The organism is Haloferula luteola, assembly GCF_014201715.1.
GTDB classification, from domain to species: domain Bacteria; phylum Verrucomicrobiota; class Verrucomicrobiia; order Verrucomicrobiales; family Akkermansiaceae; genus Haloferula; species Haloferula luteola.
In genome coordinates, this window is record NZ_JACHFD010000004.1 from 176823 (window position 1) to 199119 (window position 22297).

General features: G+C 58.8%; 25 protein-coding genes and 1 pseudogene. 20 read left to right on the plus strand and 6 right to left on the minus strand.

What is annotated here, in order from left to right:
- Window positions 1-35: 35 nt before the first annotated feature.
- Together HNR46_RS05515 and HNR46_RS05520 are read right to left on the minus strand one after the other, a co-directional pair.
- Window positions 36-287, minus strand: a complete 252-nt coding sequence (locus tag HNR46_RS05515; RefSeq protein WP_184016604.1) for a hypothetical protein — start codon at window positions 285-287, stop codon at window positions 36-38.
- The gene (locus HNR46_RS05520) at window positions 284-814 is read right to left on the minus strand and encodes a GNAT family N-acetyltransferase (RefSeq protein ID WP_343076019.1); all 531 of its coding nucleotides are present in this window, start codon (window positions 812-814) and stop codon (window positions 284-286) included. The genes HNR46_RS05515 and HNR46_RS05520 overlap by 4 nt, the downstream gene beginning before the upstream one ends.
- Before the next feature lie 142 nt (window positions 815-956).
- Between HNR46_RS05520 and rpmH the strand changes: the two are divergent.
- From rpmH to HNR46_RS05580, 12 genes and pseudogenes are all read left to right on the plus strand, one after another.
- A pseudogene (rpmH, locus tag HNR46_RS20840) lies at window positions 957-1082 on the plus strand (50S ribosomal protein L34); the annotation flags it as partial.
- Between the two features lie 77 nt (window positions 1083-1159).
- Window positions 1160-1516: a ribonuclease P protein component gene (rnpA, locus tag HNR46_RS05530; protein WP_184016610.1), complete on the plus strand. Its 357-nt coding sequence runs from the start codon at window positions 1160-1162 to the stop codon at window positions 1514-1516.
- Window positions 1513-1803: a membrane protein insertion efficiency factor YidD gene (gene yidD, locus HNR46_RS05535; protein WP_184016612.1), complete on the plus strand. Its 291-nt coding sequence runs from the start codon at window positions 1513-1515 to the stop codon at window positions 1801-1803. The genes rnpA and yidD overlap by 4 nt, the downstream gene beginning before the upstream one ends.
- Window positions 1804-1815: 12 nt before the next feature.
- Window positions 1816-3696, plus strand: coding sequence for a membrane protein insertase YidC (gene yidC, locus HNR46_RS05540; RefSeq protein ID WP_184016614.1), 1881 nt, complete (start codon window positions 1816-1818; stop codon window positions 3694-3696).
- An 88-nt stretch (window positions 3697-3784) separates the two neighbouring features.
- Window positions 3785-5074: a hypothetical protein gene (locus tag HNR46_RS05545; protein WP_184016616.1), complete on the plus strand. Its 1290-nt coding sequence runs from the start codon at window positions 3785-3787 to the stop codon at window positions 5072-5074.
- 19 nt (window positions 5075-5093) lie between these two features.
- The gene (locus tag HNR46_RS05550) at window positions 5094-6365 is read left to right on the plus strand and encodes a hypothetical protein (protein ID WP_184016618.1); all 1272 of its coding nucleotides are present in this window, start codon (window positions 5094-5096) and stop codon (window positions 6363-6365) included.
- A 12-nt stretch (window positions 6366-6377) separates the two neighbouring features.
- Window positions 6378-7436 (plus strand): AAA family ATPase, encoded by a 1059-nt coding sequence (locus HNR46_RS05555; RefSeq protein WP_184016620.1) that lies wholly within the window; start codon window positions 6378-6380, stop codon window positions 7434-7436.
- 133 nt (window positions 7437-7569) lie between these two features.
- Window positions 7570-8556: an ABC transporter substrate-binding protein gene (locus tag HNR46_RS05560; RefSeq protein WP_184016622.1), complete on the plus strand. Its 987-nt coding sequence runs from the start codon at window positions 7570-7572 to the stop codon at window positions 8554-8556.
- 52 nt (window positions 8557-8608) lie between these two features.
- Window positions 8609-10015, plus strand: coding sequence for an ABC transporter permease (locus tag HNR46_RS05565; RefSeq protein WP_184016624.1), 1407 nt, complete (start codon window positions 8609-8611; stop codon window positions 10013-10015).
- Between the two features lie 7 nt (window positions 10016-10022).
- Window positions 10023-10919 carry an ABC transporter ATP-binding protein gene (locus tag HNR46_RS05570; protein ID WP_184016626.1) on the plus strand — a complete coding sequence of 299 codons (897 nt, stop codon included), beginning with the start codon at window positions 10023-10025 and terminating at the stop codon, window positions 10917-10919.
- 65 nt (window positions 10920-10984) lie between these two features.
- Complete coding sequence (glnT, locus tag HNR46_RS05575) at window positions 10985-12358, plus strand: type III glutamate--ammonia ligase (RefSeq protein ID WP_184016628.1); 1374 nt, start codon at window positions 10985-10987, stop codon at window positions 12356-12358.
- A gap of 40 nt (window positions 12359-12398) precedes the next feature.
- Window positions 12399-13187 (plus strand): creatininase family protein, encoded by a 789-nt coding sequence (locus HNR46_RS05580; RefSeq protein ID WP_184016630.1) that lies wholly within the window; start codon window positions 12399-12401, stop codon window positions 13185-13187.
- A 28-nt stretch (window positions 13188-13215) separates the two neighbouring features.
- Here HNR46_RS05580 and HNR46_RS05585 read toward each other — a convergent pair whose 3' ends face one another.
- Window positions 13216-13722 carry a MarR family winged helix-turn-helix transcriptional regulator gene (locus HNR46_RS05585; protein ID WP_184016632.1) on the minus strand — a complete coding sequence of 169 codons (507 nt, stop codon included), beginning with the start codon at window positions 13720-13722 and terminating at the stop codon, window positions 13216-13218.
- Window positions 13723-13855: 133 nt separating this feature from the next.
- Between HNR46_RS05585 and HNR46_RS05590 the strand changes: the two genes are divergently transcribed.
- The 3 genes from HNR46_RS05590 to HNR46_RS05600 are packed head-to-tail and all read left to right on the plus strand — an operon-like array spanning window position 13856 to window position 16644.
- Entirely contained in the window at window positions 13856-14569 is a 714-nt protein-coding gene (locus HNR46_RS05590) for a formylglycine-generating enzyme family protein (RefSeq protein ID WP_221285028.1), read from the plus strand.
- A complete protein-coding gene (locus HNR46_RS05595) occupies window positions 14566-15438 on the plus strand; it encodes a sugar phosphate isomerase/epimerase family protein (protein WP_184016636.1) in 873 nt (290 codons plus the stop codon). Before HNR46_RS05590 ends, HNR46_RS05595 begins: the two co-directional genes overlap by 4 nt.
- Before the next feature lie 3 nt (window positions 15439-15441).
- The gene (locus tag HNR46_RS05600; protein WP_184016637.1) at window positions 15442-16644 is read left to right on the plus strand and encodes an aromatic ring-hydroxylating oxygenase subunit alpha; all 1203 of its coding nucleotides are present in this window, start codon (window positions 15442-15444) and stop codon (window positions 16642-16644) included.
- 42 nt (window positions 16645-16686) lie between these two features.
- Here the strand turns inward: HNR46_RS05600 and HNR46_RS05605 are convergent, their stop codons facing one another.
- On the minus strand, window positions 16687-17781 hold the full coding sequence (locus HNR46_RS05605; protein WP_184016639.1) for a serine hydrolase domain-containing protein: 1095 nt from the start codon (window positions 17779-17781) through the stop codon (window positions 16687-16689).
- Between the two features lie 56 nt (window positions 17782-17837).
- Here HNR46_RS05605 and HNR46_RS05610 point away from each other — a divergent pair, with 56 nt between their 5' ends.
- From HNR46_RS05610 to HNR46_RS05620, 3 genes are all read left to right on the plus strand, one after another.
- The gene (locus HNR46_RS05610) at window positions 17838-18590 is read left to right on the plus strand and encodes an FAD-dependent oxidoreductase (protein WP_184016641.1); all 753 of its coding nucleotides are present in this window, start codon (window positions 17838-17840) and stop codon (window positions 18588-18590) included.
- A gap of 77 nt (window positions 18591-18667) precedes the next feature.
- Window positions 18668-19027 (plus strand): hypothetical protein, encoded by a 360-nt coding sequence (locus HNR46_RS05615; RefSeq protein ID WP_184016643.1) that lies wholly within the window; start codon window positions 18668-18670, stop codon window positions 19025-19027.
- A 133-nt stretch (window positions 19028-19160) separates the two neighbouring features.
- Entirely contained in the window at window positions 19161-19892 is a 732-nt protein-coding gene (locus tag HNR46_RS05620) for a GNAT family N-acetyltransferase (RefSeq protein WP_184016645.1), read from the plus strand.
- A 20-nt stretch (window positions 19893-19912) separates the two neighbouring features.
- Here HNR46_RS05620 and HNR46_RS21165 read toward each other — a convergent pair whose 3' ends face one another.
- Together HNR46_RS21165 and HNR46_RS05625 are read right to left on the minus strand one after the other, a co-directional pair.
- Window positions 19913-20038, minus strand: coding sequence for a hypothetical protein (locus tag HNR46_RS21165; RefSeq protein WP_281375551.1), 126 nt, complete (start codon window positions 20036-20038; stop codon window positions 19913-19915).
- Window positions 20039-20153: 115 nt separating this feature from the next.
- Entirely contained in the window at window positions 20154-20732 is a 579-nt protein-coding gene (locus HNR46_RS05625) for a TetR/AcrR family transcriptional regulator (RefSeq protein WP_184016647.1), read from the minus strand.
- A gap of 121 nt (window positions 20733-20853) precedes the next feature.
- Here HNR46_RS05625 and HNR46_RS05630 point away from each other — a divergent pair, with 121 nt between their 5' ends.
- Together HNR46_RS05630 and HNR46_RS05635 are read left to right on the plus strand one after the other, a co-directional pair.
- Complete coding sequence (locus HNR46_RS05630) at window positions 20854-21489, plus strand: NAD(P)-dependent oxidoreductase (RefSeq protein WP_184016649.1); 636 nt, start codon at window positions 20854-20856, stop codon at window positions 21487-21489.
- A 57-nt stretch (window positions 21490-21546) separates the two neighbouring features.
- Window positions 21547-22290 (plus strand): SDR family NAD(P)-dependent oxidoreductase, encoded by a 744-nt coding sequence (locus HNR46_RS05635; protein WP_184016792.1) that lies wholly within the window; start codon window positions 21547-21549, stop codon window positions 22288-22290.
- The last annotated feature ends 7 nt before the right edge of the window (window positions 22291-22297 follow it).

A 22297-nucleotide genomic window follows, 5' to 3' on the forward strand; every position in this document is an offset into this window, starting at 1 on the left:
CTCTAGGCCGGAAAGGGTAGGAGCGGGTGTCGCTTCTACCCTTTCTTCCACCAGTCGCCCTCGCGTTCCCAAGGCTCGTGGGTCGAGGGTTCGGGGCTTCCGACGGGTGTCGGTGGGGCCGTGCGAGTGACTTCCTCAATGAGGGCCTCGACTTCTGGGTCGCGTTTGGCGGCGCTGCGGAGAATCGCCACGAAAATCCCGAGCAAGGTCATCAGGCTCAGGGTGAGGATGCCGATCATGGAGAGGGCGAACCCATCGGCTTCCGTGATGGCGATGGGCAGGGTCATCGAGGTTCGAGAATCCGGCGCATCGGAATCATGTTGGAGTATTCGAAGCCATACTTGCGGAAGAAGGTTTGCGAGTCGGCGGAAATCTTGTCGGTGAGCAGGGTGATCCGCTTGAAGTCTTTGCTTTGGGCAAATTCGATCACGTGCTGGACGAGCATGCTGCCGTAGCCTTGACCGCGATGGTCGGGGTGAATGATGACGTCTTCCATCATGATCACGAAGCCCCCCATGGCGGTGGAGATCGTGAACAGGAGGTTGACCATGCCCACGGTTTGGTGGCCGTTGCGGACGACAAAAATCCGACCACGAGCCGGTTGCTCCAGAATCAGGGCTAATCCGCGTTCCTGAGCAACCGAGTCCGGCTCAAAGTCTCCCTGCAACCGGAAGAGCTCCATCGTCAGTTCCACCAAGGATGGCAGATCCTCGATGGTCGCCGTCTCCACCCGTGGAGTATCGTCGACCGTCAGGGAGGATTTGGAGGCTTCGGGAAGGCTCATGCGGCCCCAGCCTTGCACGCTTCGGGCCACGGGAACATGGATTTCTGGGCGATGGGGAAAATTTTTTGGAAAATCCATGTGATTGACGGATTGACAAGGGGATGCCGACCCCTAGAGTGCCCGCCCGCGCCGCGGCGCCCCTCCTTCTCAACTTTCTCCTTCTTCGCACGCCATGAAACGCACCTTCCAACCTTCCAAGCGTACCCGCAAGCGCCAGCATGGCTTCCGTGCCCGCATGGCCACCAAGGCCGGTCGCGACATCCTGCGCCGCCGCCGTCAGAAGGGTCGCAAGCGGCTCCTGCCTAAGGGCGCCGAGATCAAATACGATCGCCACACGACGCAACACGGCGTGTGATCCCCTGCCGCTTCCGGGCCATGCGCCTCCCACGGAAGCACAGCATGACCCGTTGGACAGAGTTCCAGCGGGTGCGAAAGGACGGTCGGTCAAAAGCCGGCCGTTTTCTTATTGTCAGCACTCTGGAGGATCCCGAGCTGCCGCACCTGATGACGGGATACATCACGACTCGTAAGGTGGGCAAGGCGCACGACCGCAATCGCTTGCGTCGCCAATTCCGGGCAATTGTTTCCCGCTATGGCGACCAATTGGTGGATTCGCGGCGGTATTTGGTGACGATTCCCCGTCAGGGTGCTGCCGGCATGGATTTTGCCGAATTGGAAAAAGACTGGGTGAAACAGGCCCGACGCCTCGGTTTGTTGCGCACGCCATCATGAATCGCGCGCTGACTTTCCTCATCCGGCTTCTGATCCGCGGGTATCAGAAATTCTTGAATCCGGTGCTGCACGCGCTTGGGGGGCCGCTCTCTGGTTGCCGATTTCAGCCGACCTGCTCGCACTATTTTCTCCAAGCGGTTGAAGCGCACGGGCCCTGGAAGGGCTCATGGCTGGGGGTCTGCCGGATTTTCCGCTGTCATCCTTGGGGGGGCCATGGTTATGACCCCGTCCCGCCGCGCCAGGATGCGGAGGATCGCCCAACCTCTCCGCCCTGCCGTCATCTGTAATCCCTTTCTCCCATGTACGACCGCAAAACTTGGATCGTCGTCGTCGCCTGCAGTCTGCTGATTGCGGTGAACCTCTATTTCGGTAAGCAGAACGCTGCCGCCGAACAGGCCGCCAAGGCCAAGGAAGCTCTTGAGGCCCCAGCGCAAACTCCGGGCGAGGACGGCTCTGCCGCCGAACCGGGCGTGTTGGTGGAAGTGGAGCCGGAACCGAGCGCCGACCGGCAGACGTATCAGTTGTCGACCGCTGGCGTGAGATACACATTCAGCACTCTCGGGGGCAGTTTGACCCGCGCCGAGTTGCTGAACTATCCGGCGGTGAAAGATGCGGAGCATCTGGTCACCCTGAACGATGGCTCCAGCTATGGCATCGGAACTCTCTGCCAGGGGGCGGATGCCTTCGAGCATGTGGACTACAAATTGCTCGAAGACCAGTCGATCGCCGACAAGAAGCTGGTGTTTGGTGCCCGTCATCCTTCCGGGCTGCTGGTTCGCAAAACTTGGGAGTTGTTTGAGCCGAAGGGTGAGAAGGAGGAAAAGCAAGCCGCCGGGGCGGACTATTTGCTGCGTCTCACCCTGGAGGTGAAGAATCCAGACGACGCGAAATCTCAGGTGCCTCTTGAGTCGTTCAGCCTGTTTCTTGGTCGTTCCCACCCCCTTCAGAAGGGCGAAAATCGGATCAATCCCGCGACCTTGGCGTGGCTCGACGATGGCACCGTCGACAAGATCAAGTCTCCCTCGTTCCGCGGCAGCATGTTCTCCAAAGAGCAGAGCTTGATTTCGAAGACGGCTTCGGAGCTCGATTTTGCCAGCGTTTCCAGCCAGTTTTTCGCGACGGTGGTGATGCCGGAAGAAGTGGCGCCCAGCACGCTGTGGGCGAAGACCTCGAAGGTCGACGTTCCGGATGAGGAGGAGCAACAACTGGCCATCCGCGGAGGGTTCACCCTTCCGGCGGCACCGCTTTCCCCCGGTGAGGGGAAAACCCTCTCCTACTCGGTGTTCACGGGGCCCAAGGACAACCGCATGCTACGCCGCATGGGCGGAGATTGGGGAGAAGTGATGGACTACGGTTGGCCGATCTTCCGCTGGCCCGCCCGCTTCATGAATTTCCTTCTCGTCCATGTCCACGACCTCGTCTCGAAGGTTTCCGACAAGTGGTCGTGGGGTTTTGCGGTGATTCTGGTCACCTTGCTCGTCCGCTCCGCCATGTGGCCGCTGTATGCGCGTTCGAACCGTTCGATGAAGCGGATGTCGAAGCTCAAGCCCGAGATGGATCGATTGAAGGAGAAGTATCCTGACGATCCGGCGAAGCAGCAGCAGGAGATGATGCAACTTTATCGGAAGTTTGGCATCAACCCGGTGGGTGGCTGCCTTCCGATGTTTGCGCAGATCCCGATCTTCTTTGGATTCTTCCGGATGCTGCAACACGCGGTGGAGATGCGAGGCCATGGCTTCCTTTGGGTGCATGACCTGTCCATGCCCGATACCATCGCGACTCTCGGTGGCATTCCGATCAACATCCTGCCCTTGGTCATGGGTGCGACCAGCTTTGTGCAGATGCAGATGATGCCGAATACAGGCGGCGATAAGACCCAGCAGGCGGTGATGAAATTCATGCCGCTGATGTTCCTGTTCTTCTGTTACAATTACGCCTCGGCACTGGCGCTTTACTGGACGACATCCAACTTGTTCTCGATTCTGCAAACTTGGGTGACCAAGAAGATGCCTGATCCGGAGTTGAAGGAACGGGCCGTCAAGCCCGGCAGCTCGTTCATGGAGCGGATGGCCAAGGCTGCCGAGGAGGCTCAGAAGCAGCAAAAGCTGAAACAGGCCAAGGGTCACGTCGTGGAGGACACCAAGTCCAGCAAGCCTCGCGGCCCGCGCACGGGGGGCTGATCCCCTGGTCGGACTCCCGATCGTTCCGATTTCTCTGCGAAAATATACCGGACAAGTCCGGGGGCGGTCTCATATACCCTCAAGGGTCATGAAACCCAGCCCATGGATTTTTCCGGTGATGGCACTTGGCGTTGTCGTCGCTTGGACCGGCAGCCGCCAGGTGAAGATCCAGCATCTCCGCGATCAAACCCAGTTGATCCGTCAGCATCTTTCCCATGTGGAATCTTTGCCGGAAGCCGAGCAGCGAGGCACGAGCCCTTCCGCCGATAGCGTCGACAAAGATGCACCCCTCGATTGGAAAGAGTTGGGTGCCACGATGCGCTCGATGCGTGGCAATGGTCCTCCTGATATACGGGCGATGCTCAAGATCCAGCAATTGCTCACCTCCATGGATGTGGATCAATTGCTCGCCGAGTTCGAGCGTTTGGATGACATCGAACTCGATGACGATATTCGCAGCATGGTGAAAGAAAGCCTTGGGAGTATCCTCATTCAAAAGGATCCCCAGTTGGCATTGAATCACTTATTGCATCTTTCCGATCAGGAAGGATCCAGTTTGGGATGGCAGCTTTCCAGGGCGTTTCAGGAGTGGTCTGAAAAAGATCCTCAGCAGGCACTCGCGTGGCTGGATACCAAAGTGGCGGAGGGGGAATTTGACAGCAAGTCGCTCGACGGTCGGAATTTCAATCGCATCTTCTTCGAATCGGTGGCCATTTCCCGATTGCTGGAATCCGATCCGGCGGCTGCCACGGCTCGCATGATGGAACTCCCCGAGAATCAGCGCCGGGAGATTTTCCAGAATGGCAAATTTGCGGCCCTCAAGCCGGAATTGGATGCCTCCTACGCCGGAATGGTCCGTGATAGTCTTCCTGAGGATCAACAAGCGGGTGTGCTGGCCTGGGCAGGCGAGGAACTTGCGAGGCAACAAGGATTCGAGCGGGTCAGCCAATTTCTTGATACCATTGATGCCAGTTCGGAAGAGACGGTGGAAGTTGCCAAGCGGGCAGCTCAGGGGCAGTTGCGGATTCACCAAGGAAGAAGTGTCCCGGATCGAAACGAGGTCGATTCCATGAGGAGCTGGCTGACTCAAGAAGTGCCCGAAAAGGTGGATGAAATCACCGGGGAGACCTTGGCAAAACTCTGGGGAACGGATTTTGAGGAGCGAGTCGATTTGGTGGAGTCCCTGCGGGACGATGGCGCCAGCGATGATCTGTTGGTGGCCTTTCTCGTCTCGGGCGAAGCTCGGCAGTATCCAGAGTCCGCTCGGGAGCTTGCAAGGGGCATCACCGACGAATCGCGGCGCAACGAAGTCCTGCGAAGGTTCCCGGACTTCGAGAAAGGCGAAGGCCAGGACAGCGATTCGAACGATAACCCCTGATCTCTTTCTCGATCCTATCATGAAGACACCCTTGGTTCTTACGGCAGTGATCCTGATCGCAGGGTCTCTGGTGGGTTGGCGGCAAACGGTCGTGGTGCGGGACGTCCAAAACGAGCTGATGGAGGTGGAAGCCCGTGCTTCTGAGCTCGGGTTCGCACTGGAAGAGGGCGCCGACGGCGTCGTGGTGAGCTACAAGGCTTCGGATCGGGATCGGAGGGATAAGGAAGAAGAAGCCAGGGCCTTTGCGGTTCGGTTGATCGCTTTCAGCAAGGAGATGAAGGAGCATGAGAAATCCGGGAGCCAGAATACTCCGGAGGTGGAAAAGCGCGTCTTTGAGATGGTGGGTGGCTTGCTTGAGCTCGATGTCGACCAATTGCGCTTCCTGGTGGATGAGTTGCGGACGACGTCTGAGCTCGACGATTCGACGCGCAGGGAAATGTCCACTTTTGTGGTGATGATGCTGGCTCAGGATCATCCCGAAACGGCGCTGTCGCTTCTCACGGAATCCTCCGACATGGTGAATCTCGGTCCCATTGCGATCGTGCGTTGGGCAGCTCAGGACCCATTTGCTGCGATGGAATGGATGCGCAAGGAGTCGAAGGATCACCCGGAATGGGTGACCGAGGAGACCCAACAAGCGGTGCTTGCCAGCGTCGCCCAAAAGAATCCGTCGTTGGCCTTTGAGTGGGCTGCAGAATTGAAGCTGGAGAACGACTATTGGCTCAGTCGAAGTGATTTGACCGACGCATCACGGAGTGAGGTTTTGGCAGCGTTGCGAAAGCAATCGGACAGCGAAGTTCGGAACGGCGCGTTGGCCGGCATGGCAGGAAAATTGGCCGAGGCAGGTTACGATCGAGCTCGTCGCTGGCTCGACACTGCCGAACTCTCCGAGTCCGAGTTGAAGTCGTGGTCGAATGGGCTCAATTACCGCCAAACGGGCAAAGATACCGGGAATTGGCTGGAGTGGATGGAAGAGCAGTCGGTTCGGGGAGAGGCGGCGGAACAGAAGGCCGCGGAATTGATGAAGCATTGGACGGATTCCGATTATCGGGCCGCCGGTGAATGGCTGGCGGCTGCCGAGCCTGGGGCCACTCAAAAGGCCTCCGTGCTGGGCTATGTGGCAGCGGTGGCTCCCTATGATCCGGTGGCTGCCGCCCAGTGGTTGGAGACACTCCCGCAAGGGGAGGATCGGAGTGCATTGGCGCAGCGGGTCTTTCGGGAATGGTCGAATCAGGATGAAGCGGCTGCACGTGCCTTTGCCGAAAAGGAAGGTCTTGAGGAGAAACCGTAGTTGGGCTCCGCAATGATTCATGCTCTGGAGATTCTTGGGTATCGCTCGCTGCGGGAATTTCGATTGAAACTTGCCCCGGTGACCGTGTTGGTCGGGCCGAACGGCGTTGGAAAATCGAATCTCTACAAGGCACTGCGCCTGTTCTCCTCGCTGGCGGAGGGCCGATTTTCTCAGACCATGGCCGACGAGGGAGGGACTCCGAAGTGTTTCTGGGCAGGGCAAGAAATCGGGCCCACACGTCCCAAGCGGGTCGTTCTTCACCTCGACGCAGTGGACTTTCAGTGGAAGGTCGAGTTCGGACGGATTCCCACGGGGCCTGAGGATCCGACCCAATTTCGGAACGATCCGGAGATCAAAAAGGAGACCTTGGTTTCGTCGCTCGGCAGCCATGGTCGGAATGATTGGGCGCTCAAGATCCCCCGCAATGAGTCGATGTTGTCATTCCTGAGAGACCCCGTGACCTTCCCGGCGCTGGCCCTGGCTCGGGAGCAGATCACAAGTTGGCGGTTCTACGATGGTTTTCGTACGGATGCGTCCTCCCCTCTCCGGCGAGCGTCCCCTGCGGTGTGGTCTCCGGTGCTGGAAGAGGGCGGGGGCAATTTGGCGGCCTGCTTGCAGACCCTTGCGGAGTCGTCATTTCCCGAACGACTTCCCTCGGCGCTGGCAGCGGCCTTTCCGGGGCACCAATGCCGGATCGATTCGAGTGGATCGCTGATGGAGATCGCGTGGTGCCAGCCGGGGCTGGGCCGTCCGCTCGACGCTGCTGAAATGTCGGACGGCACGTTGCGCTTCTTGGCGCTGTGTGCCGCGTTGCTCAGTCCGCGGCCGCCGTCTTTGCTGGTTTTGAACGAACCCGAGAATAGCCTTCACCCCGGGCTGATTCCCGCATTGGTGGGTTTGTGTGGGGAGGCCGCGAAAGGTTCCCAGCTGCTGATCATCACTCACTCCGATTCGTTTTCCAGGGAGATGCAGGAGGCGATCGATGCCTCGGTCCACCGGCTTGCCTCCCGGGACGGAGAAACCTGCTTGGAGGCGGATCTCGGATCGCGACGGGTTTGGCGGTTTGATTGAGGTGGAGTTCCTACTGGCGGCAGGTCGTGGCCGAAACTCTCCGCGAAGACGAGGATTGGTATGGTTGGTGCTTTGCCCAGTATGAAGTTGGTGGAAAAAGTTCATACTGCCGACCCAATTGAAACTCCAGCTCATGAAAAGATCCCCAAGAATCCTCACGGCCCTGCTGGGTCTCGTCGCCGCGGCCGGTACCCTTTCTGCCGAGCCCCTGAAGATCGCCTATTCCGACTGGCCCGGTTGGGTGGCGTGGGAAATCGGCATTCAAAAAGGTTGGTTCAAGGAGGAAGGCGTCGATGTCGAATTCCAGTGGTTCGACTACGTCCCCTCGATGGACGCTTACGTTGCCGGCAAGGTGGATGCCGTGACCATGACGAATGGTGATGCTCTGGTGACAGGTGCCACGGGCAAGCCCTCAGTGGGTATCATCATCAATGATTTCTCGAATGGTAACGACATGATCGTGGCCGCTCCGGGCATCGATTCGGTGAAAGACCTCAAGGGCAAGAAGGTCGGCTTGGAAGAAGGCTTCGTTTCCCACCTGCTGTTGTTGACCGGTTTGGAGAAGAACGGTCTTGGGGCCGAGGATGTGACGATCGTCAACACCCCGACGAATGAAACACCGCAGGTTCTGGCTTCCAAAGCGGTGGACGCCGTGGGTGCCTGGCAGCCCAATTCCGGGCAGGCTCTCAAGGCGGTTCCGGGATCGAAGCCGGTTTTCACTTCGGCGGATGCACCCGGCATCATTTATGACCTTCTCTATGTCTCTGCTGAGAGCCTGGAAAAGCACAAGGAGGAGTGGGCGAAAGTCGTGAAGGTGTGGTACCGCATCGCGGACTACATCCGCGATGAAGAGAATCTGGATGATGCGCTGAAGATCCTCTCGGCCCGAGTGAAGATCACCCCGGAGGAGTATGAGCCTTTCCTCAAGGGCACCTACATTCTGACGCTGGATGAGGCGCTGGAGCGTTGGAAGAATGTCGACGGGCTCGGCAGCGTCTACGGCTCCTCGAAAATTGTCGACGACTTCAATGTGAAGTTCGGCGTCTATGAGAAGCCCTTGGATGTGGAGAAGTATCTCGACCCGTCGTTCACCAAGACGCTTGCCGAGAAGAAAGACTGAGATTGCGACCGCGCCCCCTCGGAGGAGGGGGCGGACTCTACCCCCAGCGCCCATGACTCGCCCCGGCATCCTGAGGAATTGGTTTTTGATCCGTCGCGATCTCCCGCACGGCCGCCGACTTCTTCTCTCGATCATCTCCTTCCTTTTGCCGTTGGCTGTATGGACGCTGGTTTCCTATGTGCCGTGGATCTGGCATCCGGATATGAAGATCCGCATCTCCGCCGAGCGGGAAGGGGTGACCACGGTGTTCACGTCGGGTGACCACGTGAGCCGGGAGTTCTTCCCTGAGTTTGCCGATGCCGTGAGGCAGGAGAATCAAGCCGTCCTCGCCGCTCGCGCGTCGGGCACTGTGGAGAGTGGGGGCAAACGCAAGAACCAGAAGTTGCTCCGACAAATCGCTCCGGTGGCCATCGATCACGGCTGGCTGCCCTATACCGAAGCTCAGAATGATCCGGAGCTTTACAAGATTTGGCGGGATTTGGCGAGTGGCACGAAAGTCGCCACCGACCCCGCACTGAGCCCGGAGAACCTCGAAATCGTTCGCCAAAATTGGGCAACTCTGGGGGCTCGATCTCCTGAGTTCGCTTATCGGGAGTTGCCCGATGAGCCGCTTCTCAAGTTGGTTCCTCAAGGGGACCCTGCCAACCCGGTGTATCTCCCCGCACCGCATGAGGTGCTCAAGGCGGGGTACCGGGACTTCACTGCCGAGGTTCCCGAGGGGGAGCCGACCATGGGCCAGCGCTATGCCCATTCCCTACGTGTGATCCTTGCGGGATTTCTCTGGTCCTGCCTGATTGGCATTCCGCTCGGCATCCTGTGCGGAGTCTTTGATTTTTTCTCGAAGCTGTTTGAGCCTTTCGTGGATTTTTTCCGGTACATGCCGGCTCCGACTTTCAGCACTTTGTTGGTGGCGGTGTTGCTTGCGGGCGATGCGCCGAAGGTCGCACTGGTGTTCATCGGGACCGTTTTCCAAATGATCCTGGTGGTTTCGAAGACGACCAAATTGCTGGATCCTTCCCTCCTCGAAGCGGCCCAGACGCTGGGTGCCAAGCCGCGCCAAATGATCACCCGAGTGGTCATCCCCGGCATTCTTCCGAACCTCTACAACGATTTGCGCATCCTTTTGGGCTGGGCGTGGACCTGGTTGGTCATCGCTGAATTGATCGGGGTGAAGAGTGGCCTCACTGAGTTCATCGAAACTCAAGGGCGCTTCCGGAATTTTGACCGTGTGTTTCCTATCATCATCCTCATCGGGGTGACGGGCTTTGTGACGGACCAAGTGCTGTCATGGCTTCATGGGGTGTTCTTCCCGTGGGCGGGCAAATCCGGAAAGCTCTCCCGTGCCGTCGCGGATGCTGTGATGTGGCCGGTGCGCACCGTGGCCGCTGGGGCGCGCGAAAGAATTGCTGCCGACGAAGCTGACCGCGAACTCCGTCGCAATCGTCCAGCCAACTCCTGAAATTGCCATGACTGCCAGTTCCACGCTCCCTGACTATCGCGAGATGACTCCCGAGGTGTCCGCACGCTTCGAGCGTCTCGTCCAACGCCCGGTTGCCTTGGAGGTGCGGGAGTTGACGAAGCGATTCGAGACTCCGAAAGGAGCCGTTACCGCGCTCGATCGGGTTTCCTTCAGTGTGCACAAGCGGGAGTTCACCTGCGTCATTGGTCCCTCGGGATGTGGCAAGTCCACGCTCGTGCGAATCCTGGCAGGGTTGGAAACTCCCACCTCGGGAGAAGTGCGGGTCTATGATCATCCGGTTGTCGGTCCGGGACCTGATCGGGGAATGGTCTTCCAGAGTTACACGCTCTTTCCGTGGCTGACGGTGAAGGAGAATGTGATGTTCGGCCCGAAGATGAGTGGCACCCCTGACTTCGCGGCTGAGCGCGAAGCGCGGCAGTGGATCGAAATGGTGGGGCTTTCGAAGTTCGAGAATGCCTATCCCCACCAGCTTTCCGGCGGCATGAAACAACGGGTGGCGATCGCTCGCGCCCTCGCCAACCAGCCTCGAGTTCTGTTCATGGATGAGCCGTTCGGGGCACTTGATGCCCAGACCCGTTGCCAGATGCAGGAGTACTTGCTCGAGATCTGGAAGAACGTCGACATCACCATTGTCTTCATCACCCACGACCTCGATGAAGCGGTTTTTCTATCGGACCGCATTCTCGTGCTCGATGCGAATCCCGGCCGCGTCCGCGAAATGATCCCCGTACCGGTGCCCCGTCCCCGGGCGTCGAGCCAGCTCTTTGATCCGGCATTCATGGCCACCCGCAAGCACGTCGACGAGCTGATTCATCCGCCGGGCACGGAGAAGAAGGAAGCTCCGGTGCTGCGCATGGCGGCTCCCGATCCCGATATTCTCTGAGCCGGATTTCCCCTCCTTCAGGGGGAATTGTGGCTTCATGGCTTCACACGAATTCACCAAAAAATATGAACAATCCTGATTTTGATCCCGACAAAGCGCGCGCCCTGCAGGCTGAACTGAAGCAGAAGGGTGTGAAGTACTGTGTGGGTGCTTACGTCGACATCCATGGCGTGCCGAAGGGCAAGTTCGTGCCGATCGACCACTTCCTCGACTTCGCCGCTGGCAGTGAACTCTACACGGGATACGCTCTCGATGGCTTGGGCCAGCGGCCGAATGACGACGAAATCGCCTCGGTCCCGGACCTCGATGGGCTCATCATCCTGCCCTGGAATCAGGAAGTGGCCTGGTTCCCCGCCGACAATACTTTCAAAGGCCAACCCTATGAAATCAACACCCGGGTGGCTTTGAAGAAGCAACTCGCGAAAGCCGCGGACATGGGCTTCGGGATGAATCTCGGCATCGAGTGCGAACTCTACGTGGTCAAATACACCGACGACGGCCAGTTGGAGATTCCCAATTCCGACGACAATCTGGTGAAGGCGTGCTACGACGTGAAGCGCTTTCTCGATCGTTACACTTGGCTCGACAAGGTTTCGACGACGATCAATGACCTCGGTTGGGATCTCTACTCGCTCGACCACGAAGATGCGAATTCTCAGTTCGAGTTCGATTTCCAGTATGCGGATGCATTGACGATGTGCGACCGCTACATCTTCTTCCGCCTGATGGCCAAGCAGTATGCGGCCGAAGAAGGGCTGCTGGCGACGTTCATGCCGAAGCCGTTTGCCGATCGAACTGGCAGTGGTGCGCACTTCAACATGTCGCTCTTCGATCTCCAAAGTGGCCAGAATCTCTTCAAACGGGCCCCTGAGGACGATCCACGGGGTCTTGGGTTGAGCGAGTTGGGTTACCAATTTGTTGCGGGCATCTTGAAGCACGGTCCGGCGCTTTGTGCGGCGTTTGCTCCAACGGTGAACAGCTACAAGCGCCTGGTGCGTCGTGGTCTCATGTCCTACTATTCATGGGCACCGGTTTTCAATAGCTACGGGAAGAACAACCGTACCAACTCGGTCCGCGTTCCCATGGCCGGAGGACGCTGCGAAAGCCGCAATGCGGACGCGGCCTGCAATCCCTATCTTGCAGCGACCTTGGTGTTGGCGGCAGGTCTGGAGGGGATCCGCGAAAACCTGGATCCCGGCCTGGCCCAAGAGGCGAATCTCTACGAATGGACGCCGACACAGTTGGCGGAGAAGGGCATCTGTGAGCTTCCGCGCACGCTGGATGAAGCCGTCGAAGCTTTCGCGGCCGATCCGTTTGTCACCGAGACTCTCGGCCAAGGATTGCGGGATGAATTCATCACCTACAAATCGGAAGAATGGAGGCAATACCACCAGCGGGTCAGTCAGTGGGAGATCGACCAATACGCCCGCTTGTTCTAATGCCTGAAACCAAGGTTGCTGTTTATCGGAACTGCCGGTCATGACTCCCGTTATCCTAGAACATCTGGCCTGGCCGGATCTGGAATGGCTCCGTGAGCAGCACGGCGGCCTGCTGCTTCTGCCGCTCGGAGCTACCGAGCAGCACGGTCCGCATCTCCCGGTGGCGATGGATACTCTACTCGCAGAAGCGGTGTGTTGGGAGGCATCCGCACAAACGGGCGTGCCTGTCATGCCGGCGCTCCGCTACACGGTGTCGCAGGGCCACACGACGAAGTGGCCCGGCACCTTTTCCCTGCGGCATGAAACGTTCATGGCCACCCTGCGGGAACTTGCCGGATGGGCCGTGGCGACCGGTTGGAAGCGCCTTTTGTTGGTGAACGCGCATTTCGGCAACGATGCTCCTGCGCGGGTGGCAGTGGATCAACTAAGACTCGCGTACTTGGGGCGATTGCAGGTGGGCTTGGTGCATGTCTTCCAACTGGAGGACGCGATTTGGCGGGCCTATACGGAGGATGCCGCTGATCTCCATGCGAATCGTGCCGAGACTTCCTTGATGCTCCACCTTCATCCTGACAAGGTGCATCTGGATCGACTGGATGGAGCGGACGATCCCGACCGGACAGGCGACACGGTGTTTTCCTATCCGGTGGCCCAAACCAGCCTGAATGGGGTGACCGGTCGGCCCTCCGAAGCGACGGAGAGGGAAGGGCGAGAACTCTTCGAGGCCATGGTGGGTGCCCTTTCGAAGCGCATCACTCAGGCCACGATGGAAGAGCCTCCGCTTCCCGTCGAAGCGTGGGAGGGTTTGCCGTCCGTGAACTTCGAGTGAGAGCTGGAATGGATGGGAGGAGTCCGTGTCAGGCAGGGGACTGAGGGGCGTCGGTCACCTGGCGTTCCAGCAAACCCCGATGGGCGGGACCTCCCAAGTGGTCCAGCAATCGTTGCATCCATTCGCCGAATTGGCGGGCTTCTGCGTCGCTCAGATGAGTGGCAAAATGGCTTTCGATCAGCGGGCGATAGGCCACCCAACTGGCTTCGAGTGCGCGGCGCCCCCTGCGGGTGAGCCCGACCCGAAAAACCCGGGCGTCATCGAGCGACTGGGTCTTCTTGAGGTAGCCCTTTTCGAGGAGTCGGGCGACGCGACGGGTCATGCCGCCATTGCTGAGCAATACGGCCTCGGCCAGTTCGCTCATGCGCAGTGAGCCGTCGGGCGCTTCCTGAAGGGTGAGCAGGACATCGTAGTCATCCAGTGATAAGGGGGCATGATCGCGAAGCCCTTGGTCGATTCCGCGGACCGCCAGTGCATGGACGGTGAGAAACAGCCGCCAGGCGACATGCTGCGGCAAGTGGTCGGACGGATCCATGGATGGATGCTCCGCTGGTTGCTGGGTTCGTGACAAGCGGGAAGAAATAGTTGCGAGCGCAAATAAAAGTCCGCCATGGCATATGGGATGCTGATTTGATGGGAATGAACTTCTTCCGTCCAACTCGCTTTGCATGATGGCGATCTGGCCCGACTGGCAAGGAGACCTTGACTGGGTGGAGCTGCCTCCTGGCGAGTTTCAGATGGGCGGACGGGACGAGGATAAGTTCTCTTCGGCCGTGGAGTTGCCGCGTCATTGCGTGCGCCTCTCGGCGGGCTTTGCGCTTTCCCGGTTTCCGGTGACCTGCGGGCAATGGCGGGCATGGGCAGGTGAACTTCCCGCCGCGAATGCTGCGAGGGTTGCCGACGATCTTCCTGTGGTGGGGGTGACTTGGCCGGAAGCGCAGGCGTTTTGCCGGGCCTCGGGCGGGAGGCTCCCGAGCGAAGCTGAATGGGAATATGCCTGCCGTGCGGGCAGTGATGGGGTGTTTCCTCAGGGGGCCTGGCTGGATCCGGCACAGGCGAACTATGGTTATGATGAGGCGGGTCGGAAGGTGGGGAGGGGGGCGCTGTGCCCGGTGGGCAGTTACCCTTCTAACGCGTTCGGGTTGGCCGACATGTTAGGAAATGTGTGCGAGTGGACGGCGGATGGATGGCATGCTCACTACGAGGGGGCACCGAGGGACGGGCGGGCATGGACCGAGGGCGCCTTGCCTGGGCGTCGAGTGATCCGTGGCGGCGCATGGGATCATTTGCCACGAGTGCTTCGCGCCTCATGGCGGGATTGGGCGGAGGAAGATGCGCGTTGGGACAATCTAGGATTTCGAGTCGCCCGAGACGGATCATGAAAAGCATCTTGTTCAAAACCTTGTGGGGACACGAAGGGTCGTTTGCGAATGCGATCTCGGAAGCAAAGCAGGCAGGATTCGCAGGGCTGGAAGGTCCGGTCCCTCCTGAAGAGGAAGAGGGCATTTGCGATGAGTTCTTTTCGGCGCTGAAAGCCGAGGGATGCCCCTGGATTGCGGAAGTGACTACCTGCACGAAACCGGGAGTGTATGTGCCGGAACCAGGACGCACGGTGAAGGAGCATCTGGAATCTCTGGATCGCGGAGTGGCCGCTTCCCTGAAGGGAGCGCCCCGATTCATCAATAGCATGGCGGGGTACGATGCCTGGCCACTCGAGGAAGCGATCCGCTTCTTTCGGGGCGTCGTCGATTTGGAGCAGAAGCATGGAATCGGCATATCGGTCGAAACCCACCGAGGACGTTCGACGTTCTCGCCTTGGGCGACTCGGGAGATTCTGTTGGCAGTGCCTGACTTGAAGCTCACCTGCGACTTCAGCCACTGGTGTGTGGTCGCGGAGCGGTGGATCCTGGATGAGCACCCGGAGATTCTCGATTTGGCGGCGCAGCATGCCTATCATATCCAAGCCCGGATTGGTTATGCGCAGGGTCCCCAAGTGCCCGATCCACGGGCTCCGGAGTATGCCGAGGCCTACGAGGTTCACCTGAGATGGTGGGATCGGGTGGTCGAGTGCATGGCGACGCGGGGTTTTGACGAGATCACGCTGACCCCTGAGTTCGGCCCCGATGGCTATCTGCAGTGTGAACCCTTTTCGAGAAAGCCCGTTGCCGATCTCTGGGAGCTCAACCGATGGATCGGCCACGCACTGGCTGAGCGATTTTCCCAGCGAATTTCTGGAACCTCCGATTTTTGAATCATGATGATCACCTCCTGTCCGACAGCTCTCACCGAGGGCATCCTTCAAGCCGCAGCGTTGCCGCGGGAACGCTCGTGCACCCTGCCGGCGGCGGCGTATTTCGATGCCGACTTTGCCCGCTTCGAGGAGGCGGAGGTTTTTCGCAAGGAATGGATTTCGCTTTGTCATGTCTCACAGATTCCGAATGCCGGCGATTTTGTCCGGATCGACTTGTGTGGTGAGCCCTTGCTGGTTGTTCGGGGGAAAGACGGAGAGGTGCGGGTGCTATCGCGCACGTGCCGCCATCGAGGCATGGACCTCATGCCCAGCGGATTTGGGCATCCTGACGAGGGCCACCAGCGGGTGATTCTGTGCCCGTATCATTTATGGAGCTATGATCTGGGAGGGAAGTTGATCGGTGCTCCTGAGATGCAGATGGCGGAGGGCTTTGACCGCTCGGAGGTTTGCCTGCATGCCTTTCGTTCCGCGATCTGGGAGGGCTTCGTGATGGTGAATCTTTCTGGGGAGGCGGATCCGATCGAGGAGAGGTGGAGCCGGCTGAAAGATCAGTTTGTGGGCAAGTGGCAGATGGGTGAGGGGAGGGTGGCGTGGTCGGCCCATTGGGAGTGCCCGTTCAATTGGAAGATCCTGGTGGAGAATTTCATGGAAGCTTATCACCACATGGGAGCGCACATGAAGACTCTGGAGCCCTTTCTCCCGGCCCGGGGATGTTGGACGGAACCCTACGATCCCGAGTTTTCGGTGATGCACTTGCCGTTGAAAGGCCGATTGAAGGAAGAGATTTTGGAACGAGGTGCTCCAGAAACGGCATTTCCCGTATTTCCCGGGCTCAAGCTGGAAGACTGTCTTGAGTGGTGGATCTTTCTGGGGTTTCCCAATTTCCTGCTCTTTTCCGCACCAGACCGGGTTTATTGGTATCGCCTGTTGCCCACGGGGCCCGAGACCTGTTCGCTGTTAACGACCATGATTCTGGCACCGGGTGTCGAGTCGCCGGCAGAGGAAGTGCTGCAGCGAGAGATCCAAGCGGGAATTGATTTCCATCTCGAAGACATGGAGGTCTGCACCGCCACCCAGCGAGGACTGCATTCGAGCGGATACGCGCAGGGACGCCTCAGCCATCTTGAAGAACCGATTTGGCATTTTCAGAAATACCTCGCCAAGGTCATTCAGAGGGCGGGTGGGCGGAGCGCAGATGATGCCTGAGCCGAGGCGTTTGAGCGAAGAAGCGATGGGGTTTCGGGACGCTTAGGGTTGGAGCCATTTTTGGATCATCGAGCTCGTGGCTTCGTCACAAGCGGCTTCGGCCTCCGGGCCAGCCACATTGGTGGCGGTGACGACGGCAAAGTGCTTTTCAGGTGCCAGCCACATCACGGCATACCACATGGTGTTCGATCCATTGTGGGTCAGCGCGTGGCCGCCGGCCCACGGGCGATCGACCACGACCCAGCCACAGGCATAGGAGGTGCCTTCGGGTGGAGTATGGAGCTTCTCAAGGGTGGTTTTTTTGAGCAGCGCGTGCGGGGAGTCGGAACCGAGATGGAGCATCGCATAGCGGGCGAGATCCGAGAGCGAGAGGTGGACACGGCCAGCCGGTGAAATGGCGGGAGGATTGTCTTCTTGGATGGGAACGAGTTTCCCCTGTTCGCGGCGGTGACCCCACGGAGCATCGAGTTTGCCGAGGTGGCCGGGAGTGCCAAAACCGGCGGAATTCATTCCGAGGGGGCGAAAGAGTCGTTGGGTGATGAGGGCCTCCCACGGCTGGTGGGCGGTTTCTTCCAACATCGCACCAGCAAGCGTGAAGCCCTGATTCGAATATCGTGTGAGGGTGCCGGGAGGGACTTCCGGAGGATCCGCCAGGACGGCTTTGATGAAGTCACGGCGCTGTTTGAGGATGCTGCCCTTTGCCTCCCAGGCGCGTGTCCATGCTGCCTCGGGTGGGGCTCCGGGGACGCCGCCCCGATTTTGGAGAAGCTGCTCCAAGGTGACTGCGCGGTAGTCAGGATGCATCGGCAGTTTGGGGAAGACCTCCTGAAGCGTCGTGTCCCATCGCAATTCCCCCTTTTCGACCATCAGCGCAGCCAAAGTCGCGGTCATCGACTTGGTGCATGAGCCGATGTGAAAAAGGTCGTCGTCAGTGACTGGGGTGGAATCCCCAATTTTTCGGACGCCGACAGCAGCAAGGTCGACGATGCGGTTTCCTTTCACGACGGCCACAGCGAGGGCGGGCAAGTCATGCTGCGCGCGCAGACTTTCGAGCGTGGCTCGAGTCTCAGGGGGGGCGGCCATGGTTGGCGTGATGGCGAGCAACAGCAGGAGGGGAAAGCGAAGCGAGGCAACCATGGTGGATGCGGAGTCTATGGGTTCCCGGCTTCTCTGGGCAGCCTGGAATGCATGGCATGCAGGAAATCTCACTTGGTGGCGGCGGCGGCATGGCTCAGCCTTTTGCAGTGAGGCGGATGCGAATCGCCCTGGTGGGCAGTGGTACGGCGGGGCCGGCAGCGGCCATTCTGCTGGCGCGGCAGGGTCATGAGGTCGTGGTATATGAGCGGGCACCGGATTGCCGCCCGGTCGGTGCCGGTTTTCTCCTGCAGCCCTCGGGCATGGGTGTCCTCGACGAATTGGGCATCCTTGCCCCCATCTTGCGCCATGGCGCCCGGGTGGATCGGCTGCACATCATGGAGTCGGATGGGCGTGATCTCCTCGACCTGCGCTATCAGAAAATGGGTGAAGGTCGATTCGGGCTGGGTCTCCACCGGCCGGTGTTGCTCCATTATCTGCTTGAGGCTGCCGCAGAGGAAGGGGTGCCGGTGCATTGGGGGCATGAGGTTCTGTCGGCCAAACGAGAGACCGAGGGGTGGCGGTTACGGTTTGTCGAGCAGGAGGACGCCTGTCGGTTTGATCTGCTGCTGATCGGTGATGGTGCCCGCTCGACCTTGCGGGATCAGCTCAAACCGGCAGCCGTCAATCGGGGATATCCATGGGGTGCGCACTGGTTCATTGGACGCAGCGATGGGAGCTTCCCGGCCCACGAATTGCATCAGATTGTGCGGGGAACTCGCCAGCTGGCGGGCTTTTTGCCGACGGGCTTCGAACTCGGGAAGACCGACCATCCATTCAGATTCAAACTGAATGTGATTTGTAGTCGGTGAGTTGTGAGAAACTGCGGAACAGCCGCGACAGGTTTTCACACGAATCCTCACACATGTTGACACGGAGACGGAGGCGTATGAAGCCCCCAAAGAAGAAGCTCGATCGGCTGACGTCCAAAATGCACTTGGAATCGACGATCCGCTCACTCGAAAGGCTCGCCGCCAAGGAGGACGATGCGCGCCTTGCCGGTGCGCTATCCCACCTCCGAACGAACAAGAAGCTCACGCCGAAGTATGCCGCGATGTTCCTTGGGCGATTGAAGGAGCGAGCAATCGACCTCTCTCCTTCGTTTTTCAAAGTGTCTCTTCGGCGCGACGACAAGGAGGCGCTGCGCACGATGAAACCGCGAATGCTCGCCTACTTGTGGCCGGCACTCACGGCGTCGCAACGAAAGGTGGCCGCATCGCTTGGACGCGAGGAGACGAAGGGTCATTGAGTCGAACGTTCATACGCACTAAATATCGTGAAGCAGCCTGACTTACATCAATTGCGGGTGATCCAGACCGAGCCAAAGCGGGAAAGATTCTGGACACTACCGACCGGCGCTCCTACCTCAATCGATGAAGCAAATGAAGACTCAGACAAACAAGTTCGGTCAGCCGATCGGCGATCCATTGCTGAATTGGGCTTCGCCGATGTTTCCTCAAAACACTTCATTCGAAGGCCGAACGTGTTGGTTGGAACCATTGGACCCTGATGCACATGCGGAGGGTTTGTATGCAGCTTGCAGCAAAGACCAGCGTGGAAGCAACTGGACGTATCTTCCCTACGGCCCTTTCGATTCTTTCGAAGATTATCGTGCTTGGCTGACCTCAATGAGTTCCCTCGACGACCCCCAGTTCTACGCGATTCGATCGAGGAGCACCGGGAATCCGGTGGGGCTGGCCAGCTATTTGAGTATTGATCCCGACAACGGATCCATTGAGGTTGGGCACATCCACTTTTCCGAATCCTTGAAGCAGAGCATCGCAGCCACCGAGGCCATGTATCTGATGATGAAATCGGCCTTTTCCCTTGGGTATCGACGATATCAGTGGCGATGTGATGCACTGAATGCTCCATCTCGTTCTGCAGCGCAACGACTCGGACTTTCCTTTGAAGGAATCTTCCGAAATGCAACGGTCTACAAGGGGCGAAATCGTGACACTGCTTGGTTTGCTGCCATTGATTCCGAATGGCCAAGCCTCGATGCCGCATTCTCAAGATGGCTTCATCCTGACAATTTTGATCGGGAAGGAAGGCAGGTTCTTTCCCTCCGTGAGCTAACACGGCCCATCTTGAAGAATGCCATCGAAGCTTAGTTAGGCGGTGTTTGAAAACCTCACAATGAGCGAATCCAATCGAGCACTGGCGCCAGGAAGATGGAATTGAAGCAAACCGTTGCAAGCTTGTCGTAGCGGGTCGAGATCCGACGCAGGCGCTTGATGCGTTGGATGAAGTTTACCACGTGGTGGCGCTTCCGGTAGTAGCTTTTTGGGCAAGGCGATACATCATCGCCTTGGGCTCGTCGCCCAGACCGTTGCTCCGACTGGAGCTTCCTTGCTCCAAAGAGATCGGACTCGTCAGAGTTGGCGGCCAGACTGGAGGCCGATGCCAATCAAATCAACGAGTCGTTTGGCGCTCGGCTCCCAACCTTCAGGCGTTCCAAAAGTCGCTACTCCGGCAACGGCGCACAGGAGGTCCATGGCTTCGACATTTGCCGCGAGATCTCCACTTTTCTTGGCGCAGGCAAGTAGGTCGGCCAAGGTCTCGACGAGAATCTCTGAATGGCTGGTGTCACGCTCTGTTCGTCCAGCGAGATTGCTCAGAATCTCCGCCATGATCTGCTTGTTCGCGAGGTAGTTGACGAACAGCAGCAGCCATTGATGGATGGCATCGAGAGGGGTTCGCTCGCGGGACAGCTTGGCTGCGGCTTCAACCAACTGGTCACGCTCTCGGCTGAATAAGGCGTCGATGAGCACACCTCGTGTCGGGAAATGCCGATAAAGGGTTCCAATGCCGACTCCCGCCGCACGGGCGATTTCTTCGAGGCTCGCCGCCGTGCCTTTCTTGTCGAAGACCTTCCGCGCAATCTTCAGCAGGTGCAGCCGGTTGCGCTCGGCGTCGGCCCTTGGTTTACGAGAGTGTTTGTTTTCTGGCATAAAATTCTTCTTGCAAAACGGAGGTTCCTCCGTTTCCTAAGCGGAGGAGCCTCCGGTTGTTCGGCGATCAACGAGGGCCGCAATCACAACTACGACATTAGGACAAATAAAGGCGAAAAACATGAAGGTGACCATCTTTGGCGGAACAGGACGGACAGGCAAACCATTGATTGAGCGCGCGCTCCAGCAAGGAATGGATGTTACCGTGTTCGCGCGCCCGAGCACTCCGTTCGCCAATCCACGCGTTCGGGTCGTTCGGGGAGATCTGCTTGATCGCGACAGTTTGACGGAAGCGATCCGCGGGGCCGACGCGGTGCTATCGGCGCTCGGACCGACGAAGTTCAGACATCCGAAGGATCAGCCGATTACTCGGGCCACCGATGCGATGATCTCTGTCATGAAACAAGAAGGCATACGCCGATTCATCTGTATTTCGACCGGCACGGCGCGTGATCCCCACGATGGCTTTGACTGGAAAATCCACCTGCCGGCACGGCTCATCAAGGTCATGATGCCGGCGGTTTATCGCGACATTGTTGGGCTGGCAGCCGCGGTCCGAGCCTCCCAGTTGGAGTGGACCATGGTGCGGGTAGCCTTTTTAAACGACCGGCCAGCAACCACGGCGCTGAACGTTGGCGTCTATGGCAGGACGCGCCATACCATCGCGATTTCCCGGGAAGATGTCGCACAGTTCATGTTGGATCAGATTTCCAGCCGCGAATTCATCCGAAAAACCCCGGGTATCAGTGCGAAGTAGAGCCGCGGATGAAATGAATCAAACAACATGATTTTGAACCTCAACCAAAGAAATACCATGAACAGACTCGAAGGAAAAGTTGCCATTGTCACAGGAGCAGGGCGCGGCATCGGTCGCGCGACTGCCAAATTGTTCGCCGCGGAAGGCGCGAAGGTCGCGGTCGTTTCCCGGACGCCCGGGAATGTGGACCAAGTTGTCGCGGATATTCGAGCGGCGGGCGGTACGGCTGTTGGTGTCGTTTGCGACATCAGCCAGCCCGATCAGCTCAAGGCGTCGGTGGAAAATGTGATCTCGGCGTTCGGGGGAATCGATATCCTCGTAAACAATGCCTTCGATCCAAGCGCTCCGTTTTCCTCAATTATCGATCTCTCGGTCGAACAACTGCAGCGCAATTTCGAGATGGGACCGATCGCCTACCTCCGAATGATGCAAGCTTGCCATCCCCATCTGAAGTCGAGCGGTGCGGGACGCATCATCAACTTCGGCTCGATGGCGGGGGTCATCGGTCTTGCCGGTTATGGCCCCTACAGCATGGCAAAAGAAGCCGTGCGCGCACTGACACGGACGGCCGCACGGGAATGGGCTGCCGACAACATCACGGTGAACAATCTGCTGCCGGTGGCGGAAACGTGGGGCAAAGATGTCAAGGTGCCTCCGCCGTCCAACGCGCTCGCCCGTTATGGATCACCGGAGGAGGATATTGCTCCGGTCGTCCTGTTCTTGGCCTCCAAGGATGCTCAATTCCTTACGGGATACACACTCACCCCGGACGGTGGCGCGATCATCGATAGCGCGCGCTGAGCCGGGC